This window comes from Paraburkholderia sprentiae WSM5005 (assembly GCF_001865575.2).
In the GTDB taxonomy this organism is placed as follows: Bacteria; Pseudomonadota; Gammaproteobacteria; order Burkholderiales; family Burkholderiaceae; genus Paraburkholderia; species Paraburkholderia sprentiae.
In genome coordinates, this window is record NZ_CP017562.2 from 2,240,834 (window position 1) to 2,264,673 (window position 23,840).

Annotated in this window: 20 protein-coding genes; 8 read left to right on the forward strand and 12 right to left on the reverse strand. The window is 62.8% G+C overall.

All coding sequences use genetic code 11. The features are described 5' to 3' along the window. Window positions 1-8 precede the first annotated feature (8 nt). The 6 genes from BJG93_RS26935 to BJG93_RS26960 form a co-directional block, all read right to left on the reverse strand. Window positions 9-401 (reverse strand): hypothetical protein, encoded by a 393-nt coding sequence (locus BJG93_RS26935; RefSeq protein WP_027195132.1) that lies wholly within the window; start codon window positions 399-401, stop codon window positions 9-11. A 216-nt stretch (window positions 402-617) separates the two neighbouring features. Further along, window positions 618-1,004, reverse strand: coding sequence for a response regulator transcription factor (locus tag BJG93_RS26940; RefSeq protein ID WP_027195133.1), 387 nt, complete (start codon window positions 1,002-1,004; stop codon window positions 618-620). A gap of 162 nt (window positions 1,005-1,166) precedes the next feature. Continuing rightward, window positions 1,167-1,790 (reverse strand): response regulator transcription factor, encoded by a 624-nt coding sequence (locus BJG93_RS26945; protein WP_027195134.1) that lies wholly within the window; start codon window positions 1,788-1,790, stop codon window positions 1,167-1,169. Between the two features lie 5 nt (window positions 1,791-1,795). Continuing rightward, window positions 1,796-2,911, reverse strand: coding sequence for a PAS domain-containing sensor histidine kinase (locus BJG93_RS26950; RefSeq protein WP_231337526.1), 1,116 nt, complete (start codon window positions 2,909-2,911; stop codon window positions 1,796-1,798). 1,078 nt (window positions 2,912-3,989) lie between these two features. Further along, window positions 3,990-4,577 (reverse strand): BPSL1445 family SYLF domain-containing lipoprotein, encoded by a 588-nt coding sequence (locus BJG93_RS26955; RefSeq protein ID WP_027195136.1) that lies wholly within the window; start codon window positions 4,575-4,577, stop codon window positions 3,990-3,992. A gap of 232 nt (window positions 4,578-4,809) precedes the next feature. Continuing rightward, window positions 4,810-5,490 carry a hypothetical protein gene (locus BJG93_RS26960; protein ID WP_027195137.1) on the reverse strand — a complete coding sequence of 227 codons (681 nt, stop codon included), beginning with the start codon at window positions 5,488-5,490 and terminating at the stop codon, window positions 4,810-4,812. A 232-nt stretch (window positions 5,491-5,722) separates the two neighbouring features. Between BJG93_RS26960 and ppk2 the strand changes: the two genes are divergently transcribed. The 3 genes from ppk2 to BJG93_RS26975 all read left to right on the forward strand — a co-directional run bounded on the left by ppk2 (window position 5,723) and on the right by BJG93_RS26975 (window position 9,990). Next, a complete protein-coding gene (gene ppk2, locus BJG93_RS26965) occupies window positions 5,723-6,538 on the forward strand; it encodes a polyphosphate kinase 2 (protein ID WP_027195138.1) in 816 nt (271 codons plus the stop codon). Between the two features lie 570 nt (window positions 6,539-7,108). Continuing rightward, on the forward strand, window positions 7,109-8,251 hold the full coding sequence (locus tag BJG93_RS26970; RefSeq protein ID WP_027195139.1) for a porin: 1,143 nt from the start codon (window positions 7,109-7,111) through the stop codon (window positions 8,249-8,251). 11 nt (window positions 8,252-8,262) lie between these two features. Continuing rightward, window positions 8,263-9,990 (forward strand): tannase/feruloyl esterase family alpha/beta hydrolase, encoded by a 1,728-nt coding sequence (locus BJG93_RS26975; RefSeq protein WP_027195140.1) that lies wholly within the window; start codon window positions 8,263-8,265, stop codon window positions 9,988-9,990. A 110-nt stretch (window positions 9,991-10,100) separates the two neighbouring features. Here the strand turns inward: BJG93_RS26975 and BJG93_RS26980 are convergent, their stop codons facing one another. The 3 genes from BJG93_RS26980 to BJG93_RS26990 form a co-directional block, all read right to left on the reverse strand. Next, window positions 10,101-11,984, reverse strand: coding sequence for a feruloyl-CoA synthase (locus tag BJG93_RS26980; RefSeq protein WP_027195141.1), 1,884 nt, complete (start codon window positions 11,982-11,984; stop codon window positions 10,101-10,103). Between the two features lie 105 nt (window positions 11,985-12,089). Beyond that, a complete protein-coding gene (locus BJG93_RS26985; protein WP_027195142.1) occupies window positions 12,090-13,541 on the reverse strand; it encodes an aldehyde dehydrogenase in 1,452 nt (483 codons plus the stop codon). A gap of 39 nt (window positions 13,542-13,580) precedes the next feature. Beyond that, on the reverse strand, window positions 13,581-14,408 hold the full coding sequence (locus tag BJG93_RS26990) for a p-hydroxycinnamoyl CoA hydratase/lyase (protein WP_027195143.1): 828 nt from the start codon (window positions 14,406-14,408) through the stop codon (window positions 13,581-13,583). Window positions 14,409-14,576: 168 nt separating this feature from the next. Here BJG93_RS26990 and BJG93_RS26995 point away from each other — a divergent pair, with 168 nt between their 5' ends. Continuing rightward, window positions 14,577-15,461 (forward strand): amidohydrolase family protein, encoded by an 885-nt coding sequence (locus tag BJG93_RS26995; RefSeq protein ID WP_027195144.1) that lies wholly within the window; start codon window positions 14,577-14,579, stop codon window positions 15,459-15,461. A 71-nt stretch (window positions 15,462-15,532) separates the two neighbouring features. Here BJG93_RS26995 and mhpT read toward each other — a convergent pair whose 3' ends face one another. Then, the gene (gene mhpT / locus BJG93_RS27000) at window positions 15,533-16,762 is read right to left on the reverse strand and encodes a 3-(3-hydroxy-phenyl)propionate transporter MhpT (protein WP_034477974.1); all 1,230 of its coding nucleotides are present in this window, start codon (window positions 16,760-16,762) and stop codon (window positions 15,533-15,535) included. 225 nt (window positions 16,763-16,987) lie between these two features. Between mhpT and BJG93_RS27005 the strand changes: the two genes are divergently transcribed. Then, complete coding sequence (locus BJG93_RS27005; RefSeq protein ID WP_027195146.1) at window positions 16,988-17,473, forward strand: MarR family winged helix-turn-helix transcriptional regulator; 486 nt, start codon at window positions 16,988-16,990, stop codon at window positions 17,471-17,473. A gap of 131 nt (window positions 17,474-17,604) precedes the next feature. Here BJG93_RS27005 and BJG93_RS27010 read toward each other — a convergent pair whose 3' ends face one another. After that, entirely contained in the window at window positions 17,605-18,843 is a 1,239-nt protein-coding gene (locus BJG93_RS27010; protein ID WP_027195147.1) for an MFS transporter, read from the reverse strand. A 219-nt stretch (window positions 18,844-19,062) separates the two neighbouring features. On the opposite strand from BJG93_RS27010, the gene BJG93_RS27015 reads away from it, so the two are divergent. The 3 genes from BJG93_RS27015 to BJG93_RS27025 are packed head-to-tail and all read left to right on the forward strand — an operon-like array spanning window position 19,063 to window position 23,155. Then, complete coding sequence (locus tag BJG93_RS27015) at window positions 19,063-20,379, forward strand: cytochrome c (RefSeq protein ID WP_027195148.1); 1,317 nt, start codon at window positions 19,063-19,065, stop codon at window positions 20,377-20,379. Continuing rightward, window positions 20,376-20,858 (forward strand): (2Fe-2S)-binding protein, encoded by a 483-nt coding sequence (locus BJG93_RS27020; RefSeq protein WP_027195149.1) that lies wholly within the window; start codon window positions 20,376-20,378, stop codon window positions 20,856-20,858. Before BJG93_RS27015 ends, BJG93_RS27020 begins: the two co-directional genes overlap by 4 nt. Beyond that, window positions 20,855-23,155: a xanthine dehydrogenase family protein molybdopterin-binding subunit gene (locus tag BJG93_RS27025; RefSeq protein WP_027195150.1), complete on the forward strand. Its 2,301-nt coding sequence runs from the start codon at window positions 20,855-20,857 to the stop codon at window positions 23,153-23,155. The genes BJG93_RS27020 and BJG93_RS27025 overlap by 4 nt, the downstream gene beginning before the upstream one ends. Window positions 23,156-23,245: 90 nt before the next feature. Here the strand turns inward: BJG93_RS27025 and BJG93_RS27030 are convergent, their stop codons facing one another. Beyond that, the gene (locus BJG93_RS27030) at window positions 23,246-23,719 is read right to left on the reverse strand and encodes a carboxypeptidase-like regulatory domain-containing protein (RefSeq protein ID WP_027195151.1); all 474 of its coding nucleotides are present in this window, start codon (window positions 23,717-23,719) and stop codon (window positions 23,246-23,248) included. Window positions 23,720-23,840: the final 121 nt, after the last annotated feature.

The following is a 23,840-nucleotide window of genomic DNA, read 5'->3' on the forward strand; positions in this document are numbered from 1 at the left end:
CCGCCTGATCATAAGGTCGTGCAATTGCCGAACAGCACGAAGGCGTCGTTTCTGTTCGCGATCGTCAGCGTCATCTCACCGTCCGCCGAATCGACGACCAGCGTCCAGCCAAAGCCCATCTCATTGCCAAGGACGAGCACCTGATCCGCGTCCTTGTTGACCGAGAGCATCGGCGTCGTGCGCGCGGGACCCTCGACGACGCGTTTGTCGAAGTCGAGAGTCAGGAACTTCGGCAGGCCGAGGTCCGCAGGCAACGAGCGCGCGCAGGCGATGCCCGGATCGCAGGCGTGCGCGTCGATCGTCGCGCAGACCAGCCGCTTGCTGCCGTCGAAGTCCGCCGCGCCCACCCGCAACGCAACGGTGCTGAGAAGAATCGCGAGACAAACCGAGCTTGATTTCATCACGTGCGCTCCCGCTTTCATCCTTGAACATCGCCGCACCGCGCGCAGCGCCTGGCGCACGCCGACGCATGCACGCACCGCGCACCGTTCGGTCCCGCGTGCAGTGCAGCGCAGTCTGCGTTCGGTTCGACGCCGTGGCTGAGTTCAGTCTGGTGGCCCGAAGAAGCGGCGACAATCGGACCTTGGTCTCATATCGTCCGGTGCGATGACGCACCCTCATGGCGCCGGCGGACCGCCGATGGCCATCTCGACCGCCTTGAACAGGATCGCGCTGGTGAAAGGCTTGCGCAGATACGCGGCCGCGCCCGCCGCAAACGCGCTCTGGCGGACGGAGAGATCGTCGTAGGCGGTGATCACGATGACGGGCACGCCCGTTTGCGCGATCTGACGCTGGACTTCCAGACCGTTGCTTCCCGGCATCTGGACGTCCAGAATCACGCAGGCAGGCCGATACGACGGGATAGCCGTTAGCGCATTCAAGAACTCGTCGCCGCTGCAGAACGTCTCCGCCCTGATTCCCTCGGAATGCAGCAAACGCTTGATGGCTCGGCACACCGATTCGTCATCGTCGACCACCGCAACGAATTGGTTAGGGTTGACCATATGACGCCACGAGCGCGCAGTCGCTCCATGAAGTGGACCACTGATGCGCTAGCGTAATGGTTGAAAGCCCAATGAGATATAAGACTTTGGTCCACTAGCGGTATCGGCCGACACCGTCCAGAGTGGTAGGGCAACGTGGAAGTGGGCGCCCGATTCGGGCGGTTATGGTTCGTCGGCCCTGCAAGCGCCGGCCTTTTGCACCAGCCGCAGGAGTTCGACGATCGATCGGGCCTTCATCTTCTCCATCACGCGGGCCCGATGAATCTTGATGGTCTTTTCGGCCGCGCCCAGATCGCTCGCGACCTGTTTATTCATGCGGCCGGTCACGACGAGTTCCATGACTTCACGCTCGCGGCGAGTGAGATGCCGCATCCGCTCTTCGATTTCCTCGCGTTCGTGGCGTCGCCTGCTTTCGAGGCACGCGCGAGCGAGCGCGCGATCCACCGCGACGAGCAACAGCGAGTCGCGCACGGGCTTGGGCAGGAAGTCGACCGCTCCGCCCTTCATCGCGTCGACGCTCGAGCAGATGTCGCCGTGCCCGGTCAGAAATACGATCGGCACAAGCTGATCGAGCTTGCGCTGCACTTCGAGTCCGGTCATGCCCGGCATCTGCAGGTCGAGAACGAGGCAGGCCGGCATGCTCGTCAAATCGGCTCGTTCGAGAAAGGCTTCGGGACTCTCGAAGCATTCGACCTGGTAGCCCGAGGCGCGCAGCAATCGGGCGAGCGCGCAACGCACGCTGCCGTCGTCGTCGACGACGAATACGCGAGTGGCGGTCTGGTCCATGATGGTCAGAGCACCGGTGCCTGTCGGATATCAGTCGCCACGGGAAGCATGACGTGAAACGACGCCCCTTTGCCCTCGTTGTTTTCCGCCCACAGCCGGCCGCGGTGCGCGGTGATGATCGTGCGGCTGATGGAAAGGCCCAAGCCGAGCCCCTGGGGCTTGGTCGTGAAAAACGGCCGGAAAATCCGCTCCATGCTGTCGATGCCGAGGCCTTGCCCGCGATCCTTCACCGTTACCCGTATCAGCCCTCCCGGTTCCTCACGCACCGTCGTATCGACGATCCGTTCCGTGGCAGGGCAATCTTTGACCGCGTCGAAAGCGTTGAGCAGCAGGTTCAGGATCACCTGCTGAAGCTGAACCTTATCGCCGCAAATCGGCGCCAGATTCTCGGGAATGTCGAAGTTCGTGAGCACGCCGCGCGTCGACGCATCGCTGTGCACGAGCATCGCGATGTCGCGCACGACGTTGCCGAGGTCCAGCAACTGCAATTCGACATCGCCTTTGCGCACCAACGCGCGAATCTTCTGCAGCACGTCGTTCGCGCGACAATTGTCCGCAACGATATCTTCGAGCGCTTCGCGAAGCTCCACCGCGTTGGTCGACACCGAATCCATGAACTTGCGCGCGGCTTGCGCGTTGAACAGGATCGCGGTAAGCGGCTGCTTCAACTCGTGCGCGAGAGATCCGGCCAGTTCGCCCAATGAAGAAACGCGCGAGAGATGCGCGAGTTCCCTGGTATTTCCATCGACTTCAGCGCAGACGCTGCAATCCGATATCGCGGTAATCCGCAATTCCTGATTGTGCACGCGGCAGCGCGTGGTTTCGGCTTCCGCGTGAAAGCCGCCGCCGTCGCGCCGCCGCGCGATCAGGATCTGCGTGGTCGTGACACCAGGGATTCTCATTTTCGCGCCATGATCGCCGAACTCCGAACGGTCGGCGCTGATGCCATCGATCGGAAACAGCCGGGAGGCCGGCGCACAGATCAGCTCTTCCCTCGTATAGCCGAACAGTTGCGCCGCACGCGCGTTCGCGAAAACGATCCGGTCGCGCTGATCGACCGTGACGATCGGGACCGGCAGCATTTCGAGCGTTTCGCGCAGCGGCGTTCTAGCGTCGAGCAAACGTCGCGCACCGCGATCGCCGTCGCTGCGCAACCACGATGCGCACGCGACCGCACAACGTTGCCATGTCCGCAACGATTGCGGCGGCTCGTGGGTATCGCGGATATTCTGTCGGCTCGACGCGCCAAGCAGGTTGCGAAGGCGTTGAAACCGGTGATGCCTGGGAAAGGACTGGCTGGAAGCGCCGTGCCCGGACAGTGGAAGACCGTCGGTGCGCGCAGTGTCGACTGGTGAAGCGCGGCTTCGGACTGACTGGCGCGGTTGTGCGTACATGGCCATGAACATTTCCGCTACTCCGAAAGCCAGGTGTCTGCCGTGCACGATCAGATTAATCATTGACAGCTCCGGGTCCAGTGCGAACGGATTCCGTACAACTGCGACGTCTTTATCTTAGGTTTCGAACCAATCGACTCACAATCGGTACTTCGCACGTCTGGTGGCTGGAACTCAGTATAGGCCATCCAGAATCAATTACCGCGCGGGGACCGCAATTTATGCCGCTCGCTCGGGAAACTCCTAAACAATTTTCTGCATTGTCCCGTCGGCTCGCGTTAAACCGACAGTGTTTGTTACGCAATTAATTATTCCCCCGCAATTTGCGCCCGGCGTCGCATGCGCGGAGAAGAACGTTAGCAAACGTATTAATTTCAAGTGTCGGCCAAAAAAGAATCGAATTTATTCTTCGGCGAACCGCTTTTTTTGGCGCAGCCGACTTTCGCTTTGCCTTTGCTACCGGTGCCAAACACACACGCACACACGACGACCAGTGCGAATCAAAGGCGACGTCGCCGCGAATCGAGCCCACCCTGGGACTCGCAGCGTGTCGTGAGAACACTCGATGGGAAGGACGATACGAGACGAGGCGTGGTGAACCCGTCAAAAATTTTCCGCTGTGCGTCCGCCTTGCGTATGCGAAGCGTGTCGTGCGGCATCGCTGTCACGAAGCCGCGATAACACGCGATGGAAGAGTCGCGCCCTATAAGAATGCTTTGGCAAGCCGTATAGAGCGACGACGCGCCGCATGGCGCCGCCGCGTGAAACACGATGACGATCGAATGCCGCCGCGTGGCCTGGTTCGCTACAGATTCATCCGCGTGACCTTGGTGCCTGCGAGCGACAGGTCAGCCATCAAGCCCGTGTTGGTCAAGACTATCGCGACGACCTGGGCGGTTGCCGACGAGGTATCGATCGCACCGTTAGCCCCGACTTTCAGGAGCGAAACCGAGACATCGCCGCCGACCGACCAGCCTGCCGAATTTCGGAATTTCGTGAGCGAATCCTGCGTCATGAACAGGAAGAACACGGCTGTCGATTGCGCACCGGCCTGGAATCCGAACGAAGCCGCGGCGGTACTGTAATAGCCCACCGTCGCTCCTCCGACGCGCAAGGCGCCTTCACCGTACTCGCCACCGACGATGAACGCCGCCTTCTTCACCGAAGGAAACACCAGCACGCCCTGCGCCTTCGATATGAGTTCGTGCGAGCCTTGCACCGTATCGAACAGTTTCGACAGCGCACCGTTCACGGCCGCGTCGATCTGCTGCCGTTTGGCGGCATCGGTCGTGGGACTCTCGCCGCTTCCTCCGGTCGTCGTGCAACCCGCTAAAGTCAGACTCGCAGCCATGGTTGAAAGCGCGAGCGTGTGCACAAAGTTCCGTCTGTTCACTATCGACCTCCGTTCTGGTTACGATGCGATTCGCCAGTACTGATGTCTGGAAGCCTCGATCTTTTTCTCTGCCATGAAGCGGCATGGCCACCCAAGGCGACGACTGCAACGCTTGCAGATACATGATGTCACGCTGGAACGGATGCGGAATCGGACCTTAGTCTTACAGCGGGTGCGACGTGGATGCACGAAACGCTAAGTCAGCGATGGGACCCGGGCCCGCCGGCATCGATCATCCGCCGAGAGCAATGATCGCCACGGTGAGCAGGACGCCGAGGGCCGCCATCGCCAGGCCGGCTTGCCAGCCGCGAAATCCCGCGTGATGGCCCAGCGCCATGCCGCTGCCGAACAGCATCGCAATGGTCAATACGCGGGAGACGATCAGTGCAGTCGGGACGTTCGCCAACAGCAGGAAGGGCAACGCGACTGGGAATGTCGCACAGACTACGAGCAGAAAGATGCCGATCGCGCCGATGAAGTCGTCGCGCACGAACACGGCGCGCCGCGGCAGATCGGACCGCGCGGCAACCCGCCCGCGGATGGACTCGAGCTCCGTATCGTCGATCAACGGTTTGAGCCATTCCGCCATCGCATCGCGAAGCGTTTGAATGCCCGTGGCCGCATCCCGCTCGCTTCGCACGGCGTGCGCAAGCGTCACGCGCCTGCCGCGCGCCACCAGCGTACGCACGAGGTACATCACCGCGTCCGCGAGACCCCAAGCAAGATTGCAGCCGAGCGCGGTGTAGAACATCTTGTTCCCGGCGCCAGTACCCGCGCCCACAGCCGATACGGTGCCGACAAACGTCAGGGCCATGAAGAGGCCGAAACACAACTCGCACACGCGATCGACGACATCGAGCACCGGCGCCCTATCGCCGAGGTTTTCCTGCTTCATCAGACCGGTGGCATCCATGCGGCCTCCCGCGGCGATGGCATCGATGAACCCGCGCGCTTTGCTGGCATTCGGATGAGATGCGGCGACGACAGGCAGACCGGGCACGCGCGAGCAGACGCCCGCAGCATACAGCGCGCTCTACGCCGACGATATTGGACCAAGGTCGTATGGCCCCGCTTCACGCCGTGCCTTACCTTGGGAATGGATCATTGCGTAATACCCTGGAACCGTCCGCGCTGGGGAGAAGAGTATGGCCAGAACAAAGTCGGAAAACGCGCAGCCCGTCGAAGACAGGACGCTGTCTTCCAAGGACTATCGCAAGGCGCTGTTCGATTTGCATGTCGAGCTCGTCAAGCTGCAGCAATGGGTCGTGCAAACGGGAAGCAAAGTCTGCATCGTCTTCGAGGGGCGCGACGGGGCGGGCAAAGGCGGCACGATCAAGGCGATGACCGAGCGCGTCAGTCCGCGTGTGTTCCGCGTGGTCGCGCTGCCTGCGCCGAGCGAACGCGAAAAAAGCCAGATGTATTTGCAGCGCTATGTGCCGCACTTGCCGGCCGCGGGCGAAGTCGTGATTTTCGACCGCAGCTGGTACAACCGTGCGGGCGTGGAGCGCGTGATGGGCTTCTGCTCCGAGAAAGACGTGCAGAGCTTCTTCAAGGCGGTTCCGCTCGTGGAGCGTGCGATCGTCGAGTCTGGGGTCATCCTGCTCAAATACTGGCTCGAGGTCAGCCCCGAGGAACAGACCCGCCGGCTCGAGGCACGCATCAACGACGGTCGCAAGCTCTGGAAACTGACCGAGATGGACCTGAAATCCTATAGCCGCTGGTACGACTACTCGCGCGCCCGCGATGCGATGCTCGCGGCATCGGACACTGAATACGCTTCGTGGTACGTCGCAAATTCAAACGACAAGCGTCGCGCGCGACTGAACATCATCAGCGACATGCTTCAGCGAATTCCGTATAAGCAGCCTGCTCGCAAGAAGGTCACGCTGCCGAAACGGCAAAAGCCGGACGGGTATCAGGAGCCAGATTATCCGTTCAAATACGTGGCGGACAGGTATTGATCAGCGCGGTTAAGACGCGCGTGCTCACGCGTTCCGCCACCGGCCTGTCCTTGCGTGCGTTGATCGCACGTGGTGCTCCCCATTATTTGTTCAAGCTCTGCGAGCCTCGCGCCGGCAGAACCAACCAGCCGATCGCGATCCTCCCACCTGCCGCACGCGTCCAGTCTATTATCAGGCACCCTGATATGTAAAGCGACATGACGCAAGTTCCGCATAAACCCTTAGCGCCGCGAGACACCACCCACTAGGGGTATTCACCGAATATTTCGCGCTTGCAATGTCAGGATCCCTGATATCAAATGCAAGCGGTCATAACGAGTAGGCGCGTCCATTGCGAACGCGCTTTATTTTGCCCTCAATATCAAGCTACCTGATATACCGGGCAATGATCCGCGGTGACTTTTGAAATAGCGATGAGACGCAGTGCCTCCACGGTGATCGCCGCCAGCACCCCGGCCGCGCTCATCGCTGCAATCGTCGCGCTGATGATGTTGCGCGGCCCCGAGCGGCAGACTGAACCCGCCGTAGCCTCAATTCACAAAAACACACAACCGGTCTGGAGATACCAACATGCAATTGAAGTCGACTCACGTCCTCATGTTCGGCGCGATGTACGCGCTGAGCACGGCGGCCCTTGCGCAATCGAGCGTCACGTTGTACGGCATCGTGGACACCGGCATCGAGTACGTCTCGCACGCCAACGCGAACGGCGACAGCGTCTTTCGCATGCCTGCCGTTACGGGAGAGTTTCCGTCACGTTGGGGGCTGCGCGGCAACGAAGACCTAGGCGGCGGCTACAGCGCGGTGTTCACACTGGAAAGCGGCTTCAACGTGCGTGACGGCAGTTCGGGACAGGGCGGCAGACTGTTTGGACGTCAGGCCTTCGTCGGTATCAAGAGCCCTTATGGAACGCTCGCGTTCGGTCGCCAGTACACGATGACCTATCTCGCCGTTCTGGGCGCGGACATCATCGGTCCAGACATCTACGGCATGGGCTCGCTAGATGCCTATGTTCCGAATGCACGTGCCGACAACTCCGTCACCTACATTGGCTCGTACAAAGGCTTCACGCTTGGCGTGGGCTATTCGTTTGGTCGGGACGCGGCGGGAACCGGCAACTCGCCAGGACAAGGCACCTGTACGGGCTCGGTTCCCGGGCGTACCACGGAGTGCCGCGACTGGTCGGCCATGCTCAAGTACGACTCGCAATATTTCGGTGCTGCGGCGTCGTACGAAGAACAACGCGGCGGGTCGACTGCAGCCGCCAACTTCTTCGACGGTCTTGCGACGACGCCGCTCATCAACGCGGCGGACAAGGACGCTCGTACGCAACTGAGCGCGTATGCGCAGTACGCGGGTGCGAAGATCGGCGCCGGTTGGTTGGGCCGCCGCGTGGTCACTCAATCCCCGGCTGTGCCGAACGTTCGCTCGGACCTGTTCTTTCTGGGCGCTTCGTACACGGTCACGCCTGCGGTTCTCGTCGACGCAGAGGTGTATCGCATCATCAATAGCGACCACGATACCCGCGCCACGATGGGGACCTTGCGCACCACCTATCTGCTGAGCAAACGTTCATCAGTCTATGCGCAGGCTGCGTATCTTGCGAACAGCACCAAGGCGCGTTATTCGGTCAGCGGCGGCGGTGGCGGGACCACGCCGGGTGCGGGCATGGGGCAAACGGGCGTGATGGTCGGCATTAAACACATGTTCTAAGAGAGGACGACATGAAACGAACAACGATTGCGATGTGTGTATCGGCAGTATCCGCGACGCTGGCAGCCTGCGGCGGCAGCTCCGATTCTGTTTCCACCAGTGCTACGCAGTTGCCTCGCCTCTCGGCGGCGCAACCCGCGACGCTGTCGGGGAACTGCGCCGAGCTTGCGGCCAGACTGACGTTTGCCAACACGACTTTCACCTCCGTCGCCGACGTGCCGGCCGGAACGCTCAAGGTGGCGGGAAAACCCGTGGTCGAACATTGCGTGATCCAGGGAAAAATGAATCAACGCACGAGCACAGTCGACGGTCAGGTTTATGCGATCGGTTTTGAAATGCGGCTGCCTATCGCATGGAATGGCCGCTTTTTCTATCAAGCGAATGGTGGCCTCGACGGCAACGTGACGCAGGCAACCGGAGTGCTCAGCGGCGGTGGCCCGCTGAACAACGCGTTAAACATGGGCTTTGCCGTGATCAGTTCGGATGCGGGCCATTCGGCGTCGCAAAACCCATTGTTCGGTCTCGACCCCCAGGCGCGCCTCGACTACGGTTATAAGGCCGTTGCTAGCCTCACGCCAATGGCCAAGCAGGTCATCAAGCTGGCCTATGGCAAGGCGCCCGATCGCAGCTACTTCGAAGGATGCTCGAACGGCGGCCGTCATGCGATGGTGGCCGCCGCCAGGTCGTTCGCGGATTACGACGGGATCGTCGCAGGTGACCCGGGCTTTCATTTGCCAAAGGCAGCCATCGGGCAGATGTGGAGCGCACAGCAACTGGCTACCGTTGCAACCGCGAAAACCTCGGCGGGAATCGCCGATATCACGACCGGCTTGACGACTACGGAGCGGCAGCTCATCGCATCGAAGATCATTGCGAAGTGCGATTCGCTGGACGGTGTGGCGGACGGCATGGTGCAAGACATCAAAGCGTGCCAGGCGAACTTCAACCTGGCGACTGACGTGCCGACGTGTTCGAGCAATGGGCGCGATGGCACGTGCCTCACCCCGGCGCAAAAGCAAGCCGTCGGAAACATTTTCTCCGGGGCGAAAAGTAGCGGTGGCAGCGCGCTGTATACGAGCTTTCCGTACGACGTCGGCGTCAACGGGACCGGCTGGGCTCAGTGGAAGCAAGGCAACTCCATCAGCCTTGACCCGAGCGCCGCAGCCTTCGTGTTCACTTCGCCGCCGCAGAGCGCTTCGATTCTCAGCTCGATCGGCGCGTACGCACTCAACTTCAACATGGACACCGACGCGCCGAAAATCTTTGCGGCAAGCGGTGCCTATGCCGAGTCTTCGTGGTCGTTCATGACGCCGCCAAACGAGACGGATTTGAGCGGCTTGAGGGACCGGGGCGCGAAGTTGATCGTGTATCACGGAACGAGCGATCCGGTGTTTTCGTCGAACGATACGACCGACTGGTATCAGCGTTTGTCCACGGCCAGTGGCGGAGATGCGAGCAATTTTGCGCGCCTCTATACGGTGGCGGGGATGAATCACTGCAGCGGCGGCCCGACGGCGGATCAATTCGACATGCTGACGCCGATGGTGGCATGGGTCGAACAAGGGCAAGCGCCGGACCGTGTCGTTGCAACGGCACGTGACACGACCAACGCGATTCCGAATAGCGAAGTGCCGACCGACTGGGGTGCCGGACGCACACGTCCTCTGTGTGCGTACCCGAAGGTCGCCCGCTATAAAGGAGGAGACGTGAATTCCGCAACCAGCTTCACCTGCAGCTAGGCCACTGACTGTGCGAGAGGAATCGTTGCCACCGGCCTCGTCCGACTGGATGACTCCTCTCGCACGTTATGCAATCGAACGTTCGATCACCGACGCATGTCACGACAAACTCAGCGCGTCGTCTCCTTGTTTGCATATATCACGTCTGTCTCTTGTTCATCATCCGCATGCAGCCTCTCGACCAGTGCCGCACGATGCTGCAAAACCGCGCGCTGGTTGATCGAGCCTTTGTCGGTAATCTCGCCGCGATCGAGCGACGGTGGCTGCTCGAGCAGATGCATGCGTGCGATGAAAGTGGCGCTCCCCGTCGCGCTCGCGTTCAAACGCAGGAGCAGGTTCGCGAAGAAGGCACGCACAGGCACAGCATTCAATACGTCGCGCACGCTGGCCGCCTCTTCGAGGCACGCCAGCTTGCGACACGCATCCAGGCGCGGGAAGATCATCGCACCGACGTCATCACGATTCAGGCCGGTAATGACGGCGTCCTGCACGTACGGTGCGCCTTCGCTGACGATGCGCGCGCGCATCGGCCCTACGCTCACGAAAGTCCCCGATCCGAGCTTGAAATCCTCGGCGATACGGCCATCGAAGGCCAGTCCAACTTCTAGCCGCTGCGGATCCACGAAGCGCACCGCATCTCCAGTGCGATAGTAGCCTTCCTCGTCGAACACGTCGCGCGCCTGCTCCGGCGAAGCGCGCCAATACCCCCCCATGACGTTTGGCCCGCGAAAACGCACCTCGAGCTTGCCGTCGAGTGGCGCGACTTTCGCACGGCATCCCGGTGCAGGCAAGCCGATGTAGCCCGCGCCCGAAAATGGGCCGGTCGTGAAGAGGCACGACGGTGCGGTCTCCGTCATGCCCAGGCCCGCCATAATGCGGATGCGCTCACCGCAATACTTGAGCGTCACACGCTCGAGCCGCTCCCATGCGGCCTTGGAGAGGCCCGCACCCGCAAAGAAATACATCTTGACTCGCGAGAAGAAGCGCTCGCGCAATGCAAGGTCAGTTTCCAGCGCGACTGTCAGTTCTTCCCAGCCCTTTGGCACGTTGAAATAGATCGTGGGCGCAATCTCGCGCAGGTTGCGCAACGTCTCATCAAACTTGCCCGCGACCGGCTTGCCGTCGTCGATATACAGCGTGCCGCCGTTATAAAGAGCGATGCCTACGTTGTGACTACCACCGAACGTGTGGTTCCACGGCAGCCAGTCCACGAGCACCGGCGGTTCGATACCGAACTCAGGGAAAGTCTGCAGCAGCATCTGCTGGTTTGCGCAAAGCATCCGATGCGTGGTGGGTACCGCTTTGGGCAAACGAGTCGAGCCCGAGGTGAAGAGGAACTTGGCGATGGTATCGCCGCTCACCAACGCATGTGCGCTATCCACGTTACTCGGGACCGTATTCAACATGGTCTGAAATGGTGTAACGCCTGGAGCCGCGCAGGGCACGACGCTCACCCGTTCGACATCGGTGGCCAGTACCGAATCCAGCGCGGGCGTGTAGGCGCTAATGTCGTCGGCGAACACGAGGCCGGGCGTGAGCAGATCGAGCACGTGGCGTAGCTTGCCGTAGTCGCCCGACAACAGTGAGTACGCTGGCGAAACAGGCGCGTATGGGATACCGGCCCACATCGCGCCCAACGCCATCTGCAGATGTTCGATGCCGTTGCCCGAAAGAATGACAAGCGGCCGCTCCGCGCTCAGTCCACGCTGCAGCAATGCCTCGCCGATCGCGCGAGCTTGCTCGAGCATCTGCGCATAGCTCACGCCCTGCCACTCTCCGGCCGAATCGCGCCTCGCGACCAGCCACCGATCCGGATGCTCACGCGCACCGCTGGCGAGCCGGTCGGTGAAGCGCTCCGGGTAAGCGCCGAGTGCTTCCTGCGTGTCGATATACCAGCATTCGCCTCGTCGCTCGATACGCGGCGAGACAGAACCGATAGCGACGCGCCGGTATCCCGCCGCGCCATCGCCTGCGTGGCGTTGGTTTGATTCCAACACCTGTCTCCTTTTACGCCGCCTCTTCGCGCGTGCGGAGGGCCAGCTTCATTTCGTCGGTACGCGGCCCAGCATGACCGCTCCGCGCGGCTTGGACCGCGATATTTAGATCGGGTAGTGCCGTGGACCTGTCTGCACCGTGATCCAGCGCAGTTCGGTGAACTCGGGAATCGATGCCTTGCTGCCGAAGCGTCCATACCCGCTCGCTTTCACGCCGCCGAACGGCATCTGCGCTTCGTCGTGCACGGTCGGGCCGTTGATGTGGCAAATGCCCGACTCGATGCGCTTCGCGATATTCATTGCGCGTGCGACGTCGCGGCTGAACACGGCGGCCGACAAGCCGTACTCGCTGTCGTTGGCGACCGCCAGCGCCTCTTCGTCACCGTCCACGCGCTGAACCGTCACCACCGGGCCGAACGATTCGTCGGCGTAAAGCTTCATCGCGCGCGTGACGTTCTCGACGATTACGGGCTGCATGATCGCGCCGTTCACCTCGCAACCGAGCGGCAGCTTCGCACCCTGTTCGCGGGCGTCTTCGACCAGCGCGCGAATGCGCCGCGCCGCCGCCTCGCTTTCCAGTGTGCCGAGGATCGAGCCCGGCTGTGCCGGATCGCCTGCCTTCAGCGTGCGCGCTTTCGCCACCAGCTTCTCGACGAACGCATCGGCAACCTTGCGATCGACGATCACACGTTCGGTCGACATGCAGATCTGCCCTTGATTGAAGAACGCGCCGAACGCGATGCCTTCGACGGCAGCGTCGAGGTCCGCGTCGTCGAGCACGAGCACCGGCGCCTTGCCGCCCAGTTCGAGCAGCGCGGGCTTCAGATGACGCGCCGAAAGCTCGGCGACGATGCGGCCGACACGCGTCGAACCGGTGAAATTCACGCGCTTCACGGCAGGATTCGCGACCAGGCGCTCGACGATCGCGGGCGCGTCTTCCGGCGCATGCGTGAGCACGTTGACGACGCCGTCGCCCAGACCCGCGTCGTTCAGCGTTTCGCCGATCAGCGCATGCACGCCCGGACAACCTTCCGATGCCTTCAGCACGACCGTGTTGCCGCACGCGAGCGGCATCGCCAGCGCACGCGTTGCGAGAATCACGGGCGCGTTCCACGGCGCGATGCCGAGCACCACGCCGCACGGCTGGCGCACGGCCATCGCGAGGCTGCCCGGCACGTCGGAGGGAATCACCGCGCCGTCGATCTGCGTCGTCATCGCGGCGGCTTCGCGCAGCATGTTGGCCGCGAGCATCACATTAAAGCCGTACCAGTTCGCCATCGCGCCCGTTTCCGCCGCGCCGATCGCAATGAACTCGGCCGTGCGCGCGTCCATGCGCTCGGCGGCGGCCAGCAGACGTTTGCGGCGTTCCGTGGGCGTGAGCGCGGCCCATGCCGGGAACGCGCGCGCCGCGGCGGCGACGGCCGCATCGGCATCCTCGACGGTGGCCGCCGCGGCGCGGGTGGCCACCGCGCCCGTCGCGGGGTTGATGCGCTCGAAGGTCTTGCCGTTCGACGCGGCACGCGGCGCGCCGCCAATCAACAGGTTCGTTTGATGCATGTGTTCGTCTCCTCGGTCGGTCCCGCTGAAGTGCGCCGCTTAGCGCTTGTAGGCCTGCAGGCCCGGCTTGATGCTCTTGTCGTCGAGGAACTGCTTCAAGCCCTGTTCGCGGCCGCCTTCCGGATCGCGATAGTTCGCCTGGTCGAGCTTCGCGTACAGGTAGTCTTCGTTCTGCTCCCACGTGAGTTCACGCGAACGCTTGAAGCCATGCTTCGCGTTGCGCAGCACCACCGGGTTTTTGTTCAGCAGTTTCGCCGCAAGAGCGATCGTCTCGTCGCGCAGTTGCGCAAGCGGCACGCTTTTGTTCACCAGACCCATCTTCGCGGCTTGCTCACCCGTGAAGGTGTCGCCGGTCATGATGTAGTACAGCGCTTCACGATGCCCGACGGTGTCGGCCATCGCCTTGCTCACGAGGTTGCCCGGCGGAATGCCCCAGTTGATCTCGGACAGGCCGAACACGGCTTCGTCCGCGGCGATCGCGAGATCGCAGGCGACGAGCGGCGAGAAGCCGCCGCCGAAGCACCAGCCGTTGACCATCGCGATGGTCGGCTTCGAATACATGCGCAGCAATTGCCATTGCCAACGGCTCGCGTCGCGGCGAATCCGCTCCTGCAGCACGTCCGGACCCGCGTCCACTTCGCGGAAATATTCCTTCAGGTCCATGCCGGCCGTCCACGCGCTGCCTTCACCGGTCAGCACGAGAACCTGGGCTTCGGCGTCGAGTTCGAGCGTTTCGAGAACGTCGATCATTTCCTTGTTCAGCGTCGGGCTCATCGCATTGCGCTTGTCCGGACGATTGAACGCGACCCAGGCGATTCCGCCTTCCACCGTGACGTTGACCGTTTCCCAGCGTCCTTCGTAACTCATCTGCATCTCCGTATCAATGCCGCCCTTGCGGCTTCAGTGCAATTTAATATCAGGCGACCTGATATGTAAAGTACAATATGGATGTGTCGGTACAAACCCCTAACCGCGCGGCCGATCCGTTCAACCCTCGCATTGGGTTTCAGCCTGGATTACAGATAGGAGACGTCATTGAACATCGATCAACTCAAGGCCATCGACACCCACGTGCACGCCGAGGTGTCGTGCTGCCAACCGCCCGACCTGTTTGCCAAAGAATTCGATGAAGCCGCCGACAAATACTTCGGCACCGTGCTCAAACAGGGGCGCCGCCCGACCATTCCCGAAACGATCGAACACTATCGGGAGCGCAATATCGGCTTCGTGATGTTTACCGTCGACTGCGAAGCGAACATCGGGCGTCGTCGCATTTCGAACGAAGAGGTCGCGGAGTTCGCGCGGAAAAACCCGGACATCATGATCGCGTTCGCCAGCATCGATCCGCACAAAGGCAAGTTCGGCGCGCGCGAAGCGCGCCGGCTCATCGAGGAGCACGGCGTGCGCGGTTTCAAGTTTCATCCCACGATGCAAGGCTTTTTCGCCAACGATCGCATTGCGTATCCGCTATACGAAGTGATTGCCGAGTACGGGCTACCGGCGGTTTTTCACAGTGGACATTCGGGCATGGGCTCGGGCATGCGCGGCGGCGGCGGCTTGCGCCTGAAGTATTCGGAGCCGATCTACCTCGACGATGTCGCCGCCGACTTCCCCGACATGAAGATCGTGATCGCGCATCCATCCTGGCCGTGGCAGGAGCAGGCGTTGTCGATCGCACTCCATAAGCCAAACGTGTATATCGATCTGTCGGGCTGGTCGCCGAAGTACTTTTCGGCCGAGCTGGTCAAGTATGCGAACACGCTGTTGCGCAACAGGGTGCTGTTCGCGTCCGACTTCCCGCTGATCCGCCCGGACCGCTGGCTCGAAGATTTCGACACGCTCGACATCAAGCCCGAGGTCAGGCCGCTCATTCTGAAAGAAAACGCGGTCACGTTGCTCGGCTTGCGGGCCGACGCATGACACATGACGAATGACGCATGAAAATGGCCCGGCGCGAGAACGCCGGGCCAGATGAGTCCATCAACGGCGAGTTATCGTTTCCCGGCGTTGGAGCGGATGACGAGCAATGCGGTAATCGCCGCGATGATCGTCACCGGCACGCTGGCGCCGATAACGAGAGCAGAGCTCTTTCCCATCGAAAGCAATTGCCCGGCGGCCACGGGGCCGACAATGGACCCGACGCGCCCCACCGCCACCGCTGCGCCGACACCCGTACCGCGTACGCTGGTCGGATAACTGGCGGCGGACAGCGAATACAGCATCGACTGCGCTCCGACGACACCCATCCCGGCAAACAGCACGGCAACGGATAGCGTCTCGATACTGGAGACCTGCGAAAGCGCGACCAATGCACCGACGACACAAGCATAGATTGCCGCGACAGACAGGCCTTGCCTGAACCGGTCCATCAGCAGACCGATGCCCAGCACGCCGATCACACTCCCGACGTTGAAAAAGATCTGCGCGATCCCGGCCTGCGAACGGCTCATGCCGCGCCCCACGGTCAACGAAGGCAACCAGTTCAGCAGGAAGTAAAGAACGATCAGCGTGCAGAAGAAACTGATCCAGATACCGATCGTCGCCGCGGCGCGCCCCTCGCCGAACAGGACTTCGCGCGTCGAAAGAAGCGGCTTGTCCGACGTAGTGAATTCCCGCGACCTCGTGGCGAATTCACGGGACTCGGGCAGCAGCAGCATCAGCAGCGGAATGATGATCAGCGGTCCGGCTCCGCCCACGTAAAAGATATGACGCCACGCGGTAGGACCCGCGCTCAGCACCGCGATCAACGCGGCAAGCGCGCCGCCGAGCGGCATACCGCAATACATGACGCTGACCGCAGTATTGCGGTGACGCGGATCGACCGCCTCGGAAGACAACGCGATCAGGTTCGGCATCGCGCCGCCGAGCCCAATGCCCGTGAGCACGCGAGCAATGAGCAGACTTTCGAAACTCCACACTTGCGCGGTCGCGATCGAGAAGATGCCGAATACCGCCATCGACATCATCAGAACGCGCTTGCGGCCGATTCTGTCGGCGAGTCTCCCACCGATCATGGCGCCCGGCAAAAGCCCGAACATGCCGGCGCTGAAAGCGAGCCCCAACTGGCTCACCGACAAACCGAACTCATGGGCCATTCGAGGCGCCGCGACGCCGGTGGACTGCAGGTCGATACCCTCCAGTACCGCGACGAGAAAGCATAGTGCCAACGTTAATGCAGTACTGGAGCCTGCGGCACTCGACCGATTCGCAATGCTTGACATGACGTCTCCTTCACCTTTTTGATTGAATTGCCAGTGGCGCGCTACGCTTCGTTCTTCGACGAAGCGGCCAAGGGAAAGAGAAGATTTCTGACAATGGTCTCGCGCCATTTATCAGAACCTTTCCAAAAGCGTCCCTCGGAATCCATGATGAGTCTAGTCTCAGGATGCCTGATATTGAAAGTAGAATATGATATGCCTGGTAGAAACACCTAAGGCAACCTGATAATGATCAAGACAATGGAGAAGCGGCGAACGCCCCATGCCAAACTGGCCGGTTCAACGAAAGCCAGTGCGCCAGCTGCCCGCGTTTCCTATGTGATCGGCCAGTTGGACCGATTGCTCAAACGCAGTTTTATCGATGTGCTCGGCGAATTCGGGCTGACCTTGCCTCAGTTCACTGCGCTGTCCGTCATCAGCGCCAGCGGCGCGATGACCAACGCGAAACTCGCCGAACGCTCGCTCATCACGCCGCAGTCGGCCAACGAGGTTGTCAAGACAATGGAGGCAAACGGTTGGGTCGGACGCGTTGGACATCCTACCCACGGTCGACTGATCCATCTGTTCCTGACCGACGAAGGACGCCGGGTATTGCAGGAGTGCGATTCGGCGATCGATACGCTCGAGGCGTCCATGCTGGACGGTTTGACGGAAATTCCGGTCGATACGCTGCGCAAGGTGCTGCAGCGATGTGTGTCGAATCTGCGCGCTTGAGGGGACTTTCCCGATTTCGCGTCGGTGAGCCGGGAAGACGGCGGCGGCTTGAGGAATCGCGTCTCCTGGCCGCGACGTCGCCCCGGCTGGCAAGCGCGGCGCGGTCCCGCGCCGTACCGTTCGTTGTTGCGTCAGTCAGCCGACGCGTCGCAGGCGCAATCAAGAGAAGACGCCGTGGCCGGACGTTCCATTACAGCAAGCCGTTGCAGTGCCACGAGGCCGAGTAGCGCGAGTCCAAGTCCCAGCGTGAAGTCAGCGTGAACGCCCGCACGGTCGACAATCGTGCCCCCCACTGCCGAACCCACGGCGATCGCGACCTGGATGATGCTGACGAACATGGCCGACCCCGCTTCGGGCAAGTCTGTCGTGCCGCGCTGAATCCATACGCTAAAGCAAAGCGGAAGCGCTCCGAACGCGATTCCCCAAAGCAGCATCCCCGCAGTCTCGCCGATCGGCGAATGCTCGAGCAGCAACATCGACGACATCGCGCCCAATAGCAGCAGAACCATCGCGGCGACAGATTTCTTTAGATGGTCCGAAATCACCATCGACGTCAACGCATTGGAGAAGAAGCCGATCAGACCGAATCCGAACAGCAACAGCGTGATGACACTCAACGAGAAGTCGTGCTCGAGCAGCGGAGCGATGTACGTGTAGGTCGAGAAATGCGCGCCGAAGACGAGCCCGACCATCACCATGCTCAACCTCGTATGAGGCCGGCCAAGCAATGTTTTGAAATCGGCGATCCGCAACGCCGATGCCGACGGCAGCGAGGGCACGAGGAACGCTTGCGCCAATAGCGCGAGCGAAACGAGCCCCGCGGTGGCGGCGAACGCCATCCGCCACGATGCAAACGACGCGATAAAGGTGCCGAGCGGCACACCGATCACGGTTGCGCAGGTCACGCCGGTCAGAATCGTCGCGGTCGCTCTAGCGGCATCCTTTGCTTGCACGAGTCGCGGAGCGGCGGCCGTCGCCAAAGTCCAGAAGCCCCCTAACGCGCCGCCGAGCAATGCACGTCCCACCAGCATGACCGGCAGGTTCGGTGCGACTGCGCACACCACGTTCGCGATCAGCAGCACCGCGGTGAGAAGCAGAAAAACGTAGCGCCGGTCCATGCGACCCGCGCTGACGATCAGCGTCGGCGCCAATATTGCGGCCATTACGCCAGGCGTGGTGACCATGAGACCGGCGACACCGGTCGACACGCCAAGATCGTGGGCAATTTGCGGCAACAGCCCGACAGGCAAAAATTCGGCCGTGACGAACGCAAATGCGCTCACCGCTACCGCTATGACGGATAGCCACTGGGCCGCGGATGTTGCGTTTTCTTCCAGGGATGCTGGAGCCGTCGGTGTATCGATGTGCATGATGACCTTGATGCCAGTTTGAAGTCTGACACTGTAGGCCGGGTCTCACGTCGGAAAAAGAGTCGTCCGCTGAAAAGACTAGCTAACGTGGCTGAACAATGCGCGGGCGGTCACGGCCGCGTCGCTTCCGCGTGCGGGTCAGGAACGCACCTTGCGTCGACCAGCGCCGCGACGTAGGCTGGAACCATGACGCGCGGGCGGCTCGGCGATGGAGGCTAGATGAAATGCAGACGGGCGGCAACGTTAGGAGTGGCCGTTATTCTCGTTGCCCTCATGGCCGCATGCGGCGGACACGCCGCGCGTGCATGGGAGCCCGCGCAGACGCCCGTGGCCGCGCCCTTCGCGGTCAGCAGCGATACCGAGGCCGTGCGGCGCGGCGCGAAGCTCGCAGCCGTTGGCAATTGCGTCACGTGCCACACCGTGGCGGGCGGCCAACCGCTCGCAGGCGGAGTGCCACTGAAAACACCCTTCGGCGTCATTTACTCGACCAACATCACGCCGGACACCGACACCGGCATCGGCGGCTGGTCGCTCGACGCGTTCGCACGCGCGATGCGGCGCGGCGTATCCGGCGACGGCCATCTGCTCTATCCCGCGTTCCCGTATCCTCACTTCACACACATCAGCGATGCCGATATCGGCTCGCTGTATGCGTGGCTGATGAGCCGCGCTCCCGTCAACGCTCGTACGCCGCACAACGAGCTGATCTTCCCGCTCGGCTTCAGGCCCATCATGGCCGTGTGGAATCTGCTTTATCTGCATACCGGTGCCGAAGCAGCGCCGTCCCCCTCCGAAGCGCCAGACGTCGCACGCGGGCGTTACCTGGTCGAAAGCCTTGGCCATTGCGGTGCGTGCCACACGCCGCTCAACCGGCTCGGCGCGGAGCGCCGCGACGAGGCGCTGCAAGGCGGCACGATCGAGGGATGGGACGCTCCCGCGCTCACCGACCTCGCGTCACGCCCGACGCCCTGGACGCAGGCACAGCTCGTCAGCTATCTGCGCACCGGCCTCGCGAGCGCACATGGAGCGGCAGCAGGTCCGATGCGCGATGTCACGCGCATGCTCGCCGACGCATCCGCCTCTGACGTGGAGGCGATTGCCGCGTATCTGCTGGCGCTGCCAACCGGGGCCCGAAGCGTGCCTGAGCATGCCGTCGCTTCGGCCCCCGCTTCCGCTGCGAGCGTGCCCGTTTCGACCGAGCCCCGCGGCGGCGCGAATCTTTTCGCAGCGGCCTGCGCGTCGTGCCATGCGCCAGGCGCGCCGATGTCGAACGATGGCGCTCGACCGCTGCTGTCCGTTTCCACGGCCGTGAACGCCGACAGCCCACGCAACACCGTTCGCGTGATCCTCGATGGCATCGACTGGCAGGAAAGCGATAGCGCGCCCTTCATGCCATCTTTCGCCGGCACATTCACGGATGCGCAGATAGCGGAGCTCGCCAACTACACGCGCGAGCGCTTCACCGCACGCGGCTCATGGCCCTCGCTCGACGCCGGCGTGGTCGCGCATCTTCGCAAGGACGGCTTGCCACGATGATTACACTCAACGTCAACGGTGTCAGTCATACGGTCGATGTCGACCCGTCCACGCCGCTGCTCTACGTGCTGCGCAACCCGTTGCAGCTCGATGGCGCGAAGTTCGGCTGCGGTCTCGGTCAATGCGGCGCATGCACGGTGAGCGTCGGCGGTGAGCCGGTGTTCTCCTGCCTCATGCCGGTCGTGGCCGTTGGCGATCGGCCAGTGCTAACCGTCGAAGGACTGGGCACCGCGGAACGTCCGGGACCCCTTCAGCAAGCGTTCATCGGCGAACAAGCCGCGCAATGCGGCTATTGCATCGCCGGCATGATCATGCGCGCGCACACGCTGCTCGAGCGGACCCCGCACCCGACCGATGAACAGATCCGCCGCCACATGCAGCCGAACCTGTGCCGCTGCGGCACGCACATGCGCATTCTCGCGGCGATCGGGCAAGTCGCGACGGGTTCGCCGTCTGCGGACGACGGAGCACAGTCATGAGCGACGGCCGCGCATTCCCCGTCGCTCATCACTGCGGCCCGGACGACCCGGCGCGGCGCCGCTTCATCGTTGGCGGCTCGCTGATGGTGAGCTTCGCGATCGTGCCTGGCATGGCCGCGCTCGCGCAAACCACCACCGAAGCGGGCACCTTCAAGGCGAGCGCTCCGAAACTGCCGGGCAGTCTCAAGGCCACGCCGTTGCTCGATGCGTGGATCAAGGTCGCGCCTGACGGCCGCGTGAGCGTATGCACGGGCAAAGCGGAGCTTGGCACAGGCATTCGCACCGCGCTCCTGCAGGTCGCCGCGGAACAGCTGGATCTCGCGCCTCACGCAATCGAGCTGATCACCGCCGACACCGCCGCAACGCCGAATGAAGGCTACACCGCAGGCAGTCACACGATGGCGGACAGCGGCACCGCGATCCTCAACGCCGCGGCTCAGGTGCGCACGCTGCTCATCGCGAGCGCGGCCTCGCAGCTCGGCGTGGACGCATCGGCCCTCACGACGAGCGACGGCGCCGTCGTTGCCGCCGATGGCAGACGCGTGACCTATGGCGAAGCCGCGCGTTACGCGAACCTCCATCAGAACGCACAGCCCGATGCCGCGACCAAGCCGCCATCGTCATACGCGCTGATTGGCCATGCGCTGCCGCGCGTGGATATTCCGGGCAAGGTGACGGGCGGCGCGAGCTATGTGCAGGACCTGCGGCTGCACGGCATGCTGCATGCCCGCGTCGTGCGGCCGCCGTCTTATGGCGCGAGCCTCGTTGCAGTCGATAGCGGGCGCGTCGAGGCGCTGCCCGGCGTCATCAAGGTCGTGCGCAACGGCAACTATCTCGCGGTGGTGGCGGACGACGAATGGCGCGCGATCCTCGCGATGCGTGAGCTCGCGCTCGCCGCGCAATGGCAGCCCGGGCCGCCCCTGCCCGATCCGGCGAACATCCACGCGTTGCTGATGTCGCTGCCTTCGCAGGAAATCGCGGTGGCCGATCAGCACACAGCGACAGGCGCGGCCGTGCCCGGGACGACGTGGCGGGCGCGCTATTCCAGGCCGTATCTGACGCATGGCTCGATTGGACCATCATGCGCCGTCGCGCAACTCGACCAGGGCGTGATGACCGTGTGGACGCACACGCAAGGCGTCTACCCGCTGCGCGCGGGCATCGCCGAAATGCTCGCCTTGCCGCCCGATAACGTGCGCTGCGTGCATGTAGAAGGTTCGGGCTGCTACGGACACAACGGCGCGGACGATGTCGCGGCCGACGCCGCCCTCATCGCACGCGAGCTGCCCGGCCGCCCGGTGCGCGTGCAATTCATGCGCGAACAGGAACACCTGTGGGAGCCGTTCGGCCCGGCGATGACCGTCGAGGCGAGCGCCACGCTCGATGCGACCGGCACGATTGCCGAGTGGCGTTACGAGCTATGGAGCAACACGCATAACAACCGCATCGAGAATGCGGGGCGCCTATTGCCCGCGCAACTGCTGGCGCAACCGTTCATCCCCGCGCCGCCGAAGCCGATTCCGATGCCGGAAGGCGGAGGCGATCGCAACAGCATTCCGCTATATCGCGTGCCCAGTCTGCACGTGCAGCATCATTTCGTGCCCACGATGCCGATACGCGTGTCCGCCATGCGCTCGCTGGGCGCGCACATGAACGTGTTCGCGATCGAGAGCTTCATCGACGAGCTCGCCAGAGCCGCGCACGCCGACCCGGTTGCATTTCGTCTCAAGCATCTCGATGATCCGCGCGCCGGTGACGTCATTCGCGCCGTGGCCGATCAATTCGGCTGGCGAGCCCGCACCGGGCGATCGGGCGGGTCGAGCCCGCGCTCGCAGGGAACCGGCTTTGCGTTTGCCCAATACAAGAACCTGATGGCCTACCTTGCCGTCGCGATGGATGTGACGGTCATGCGCGATACCGGCGAGCTCAGCATCGAGCGCGTCGTCGCGGCCGTCGATTGCGGGCAGATCGTGAATCCGGACGGCGTGCGCAATCAGATCGAAGGCGGCATTCTGCAAACCGCGAGCTGGACGCTCTATGAAGAAACGCATTTCGACCGGCAACGCATCACGAGCTTCGACTGGAGCACTTATCCGATCATGCGTTTCGCGTCGGTGCCCAAACGCGTGGACGTGCTGTTGATCGACCGGCCGGGCCTGCCATTCCTCGGTGTCGGAGAGGCGGCGCAAGGCCCGGCCGCCGCGGCGCTCGCGAACGCGATCGACGACGCGACCGGCGTGCGGACCCGCGACTTGCCGTTGCTCGGGCCGAAGGGGAAAGACGCCCTCAAGGCGTGAGGCAGTCGATGAGAAGGCTCGGGTTCGGTCCTCGCGACTTGCTCACCGAACGCGGCGCGCGCGACCTTCGGCACGCCGCCGGCACCTCGCTCAGTGGCTGGACGGAAACGCGAATGTCGCACGCGCGCTGCCATTACCGCGGACGTTCACGCTCTGCCTTCTCGTCACGCCGCTGTAAGTGGCGCTGACCGTATAGCGTCCCGGAGGCAGCCGCGCCAGCAGGTACGGACCATGCGAGGTGGTATCGAGCACCGCCGTGCCGCCAGCTTTGGCAACTTGCACCTGGACGTCGGCCACATAGCTCGCACCGGGACCGGTGAACTGCAGAGACAGCGGCCACTGCCTTCGTGCCTGCCGCAGCGCGGTCGACTCGTCGCGACCGACTCCGCCGGTGACGAACGATATGTCGCCCTGCTGCTGCGTCGGTGGCATGCCGGTCCTGTGGATCTCGCTAGCGGTCTCCGGAGCACTCGTCTGCGCCACTGCGACGCCTGCCTGAACGAGTGTGAACGCCGCGGCGAGCAGGGTCGACGCGATCCGGGGAGCGTTTCGTTGCATTTTCATCGTGGTTGCTCCTTACAGTATTGCCGACTGCGGGTCAGAGTGGGTACCCGGTCCGTCGGACGGAAGAACGCTTGCAATAGGCTCGAGGCGCATCGCGCGGCGCATACCGGCCACGCGCGAG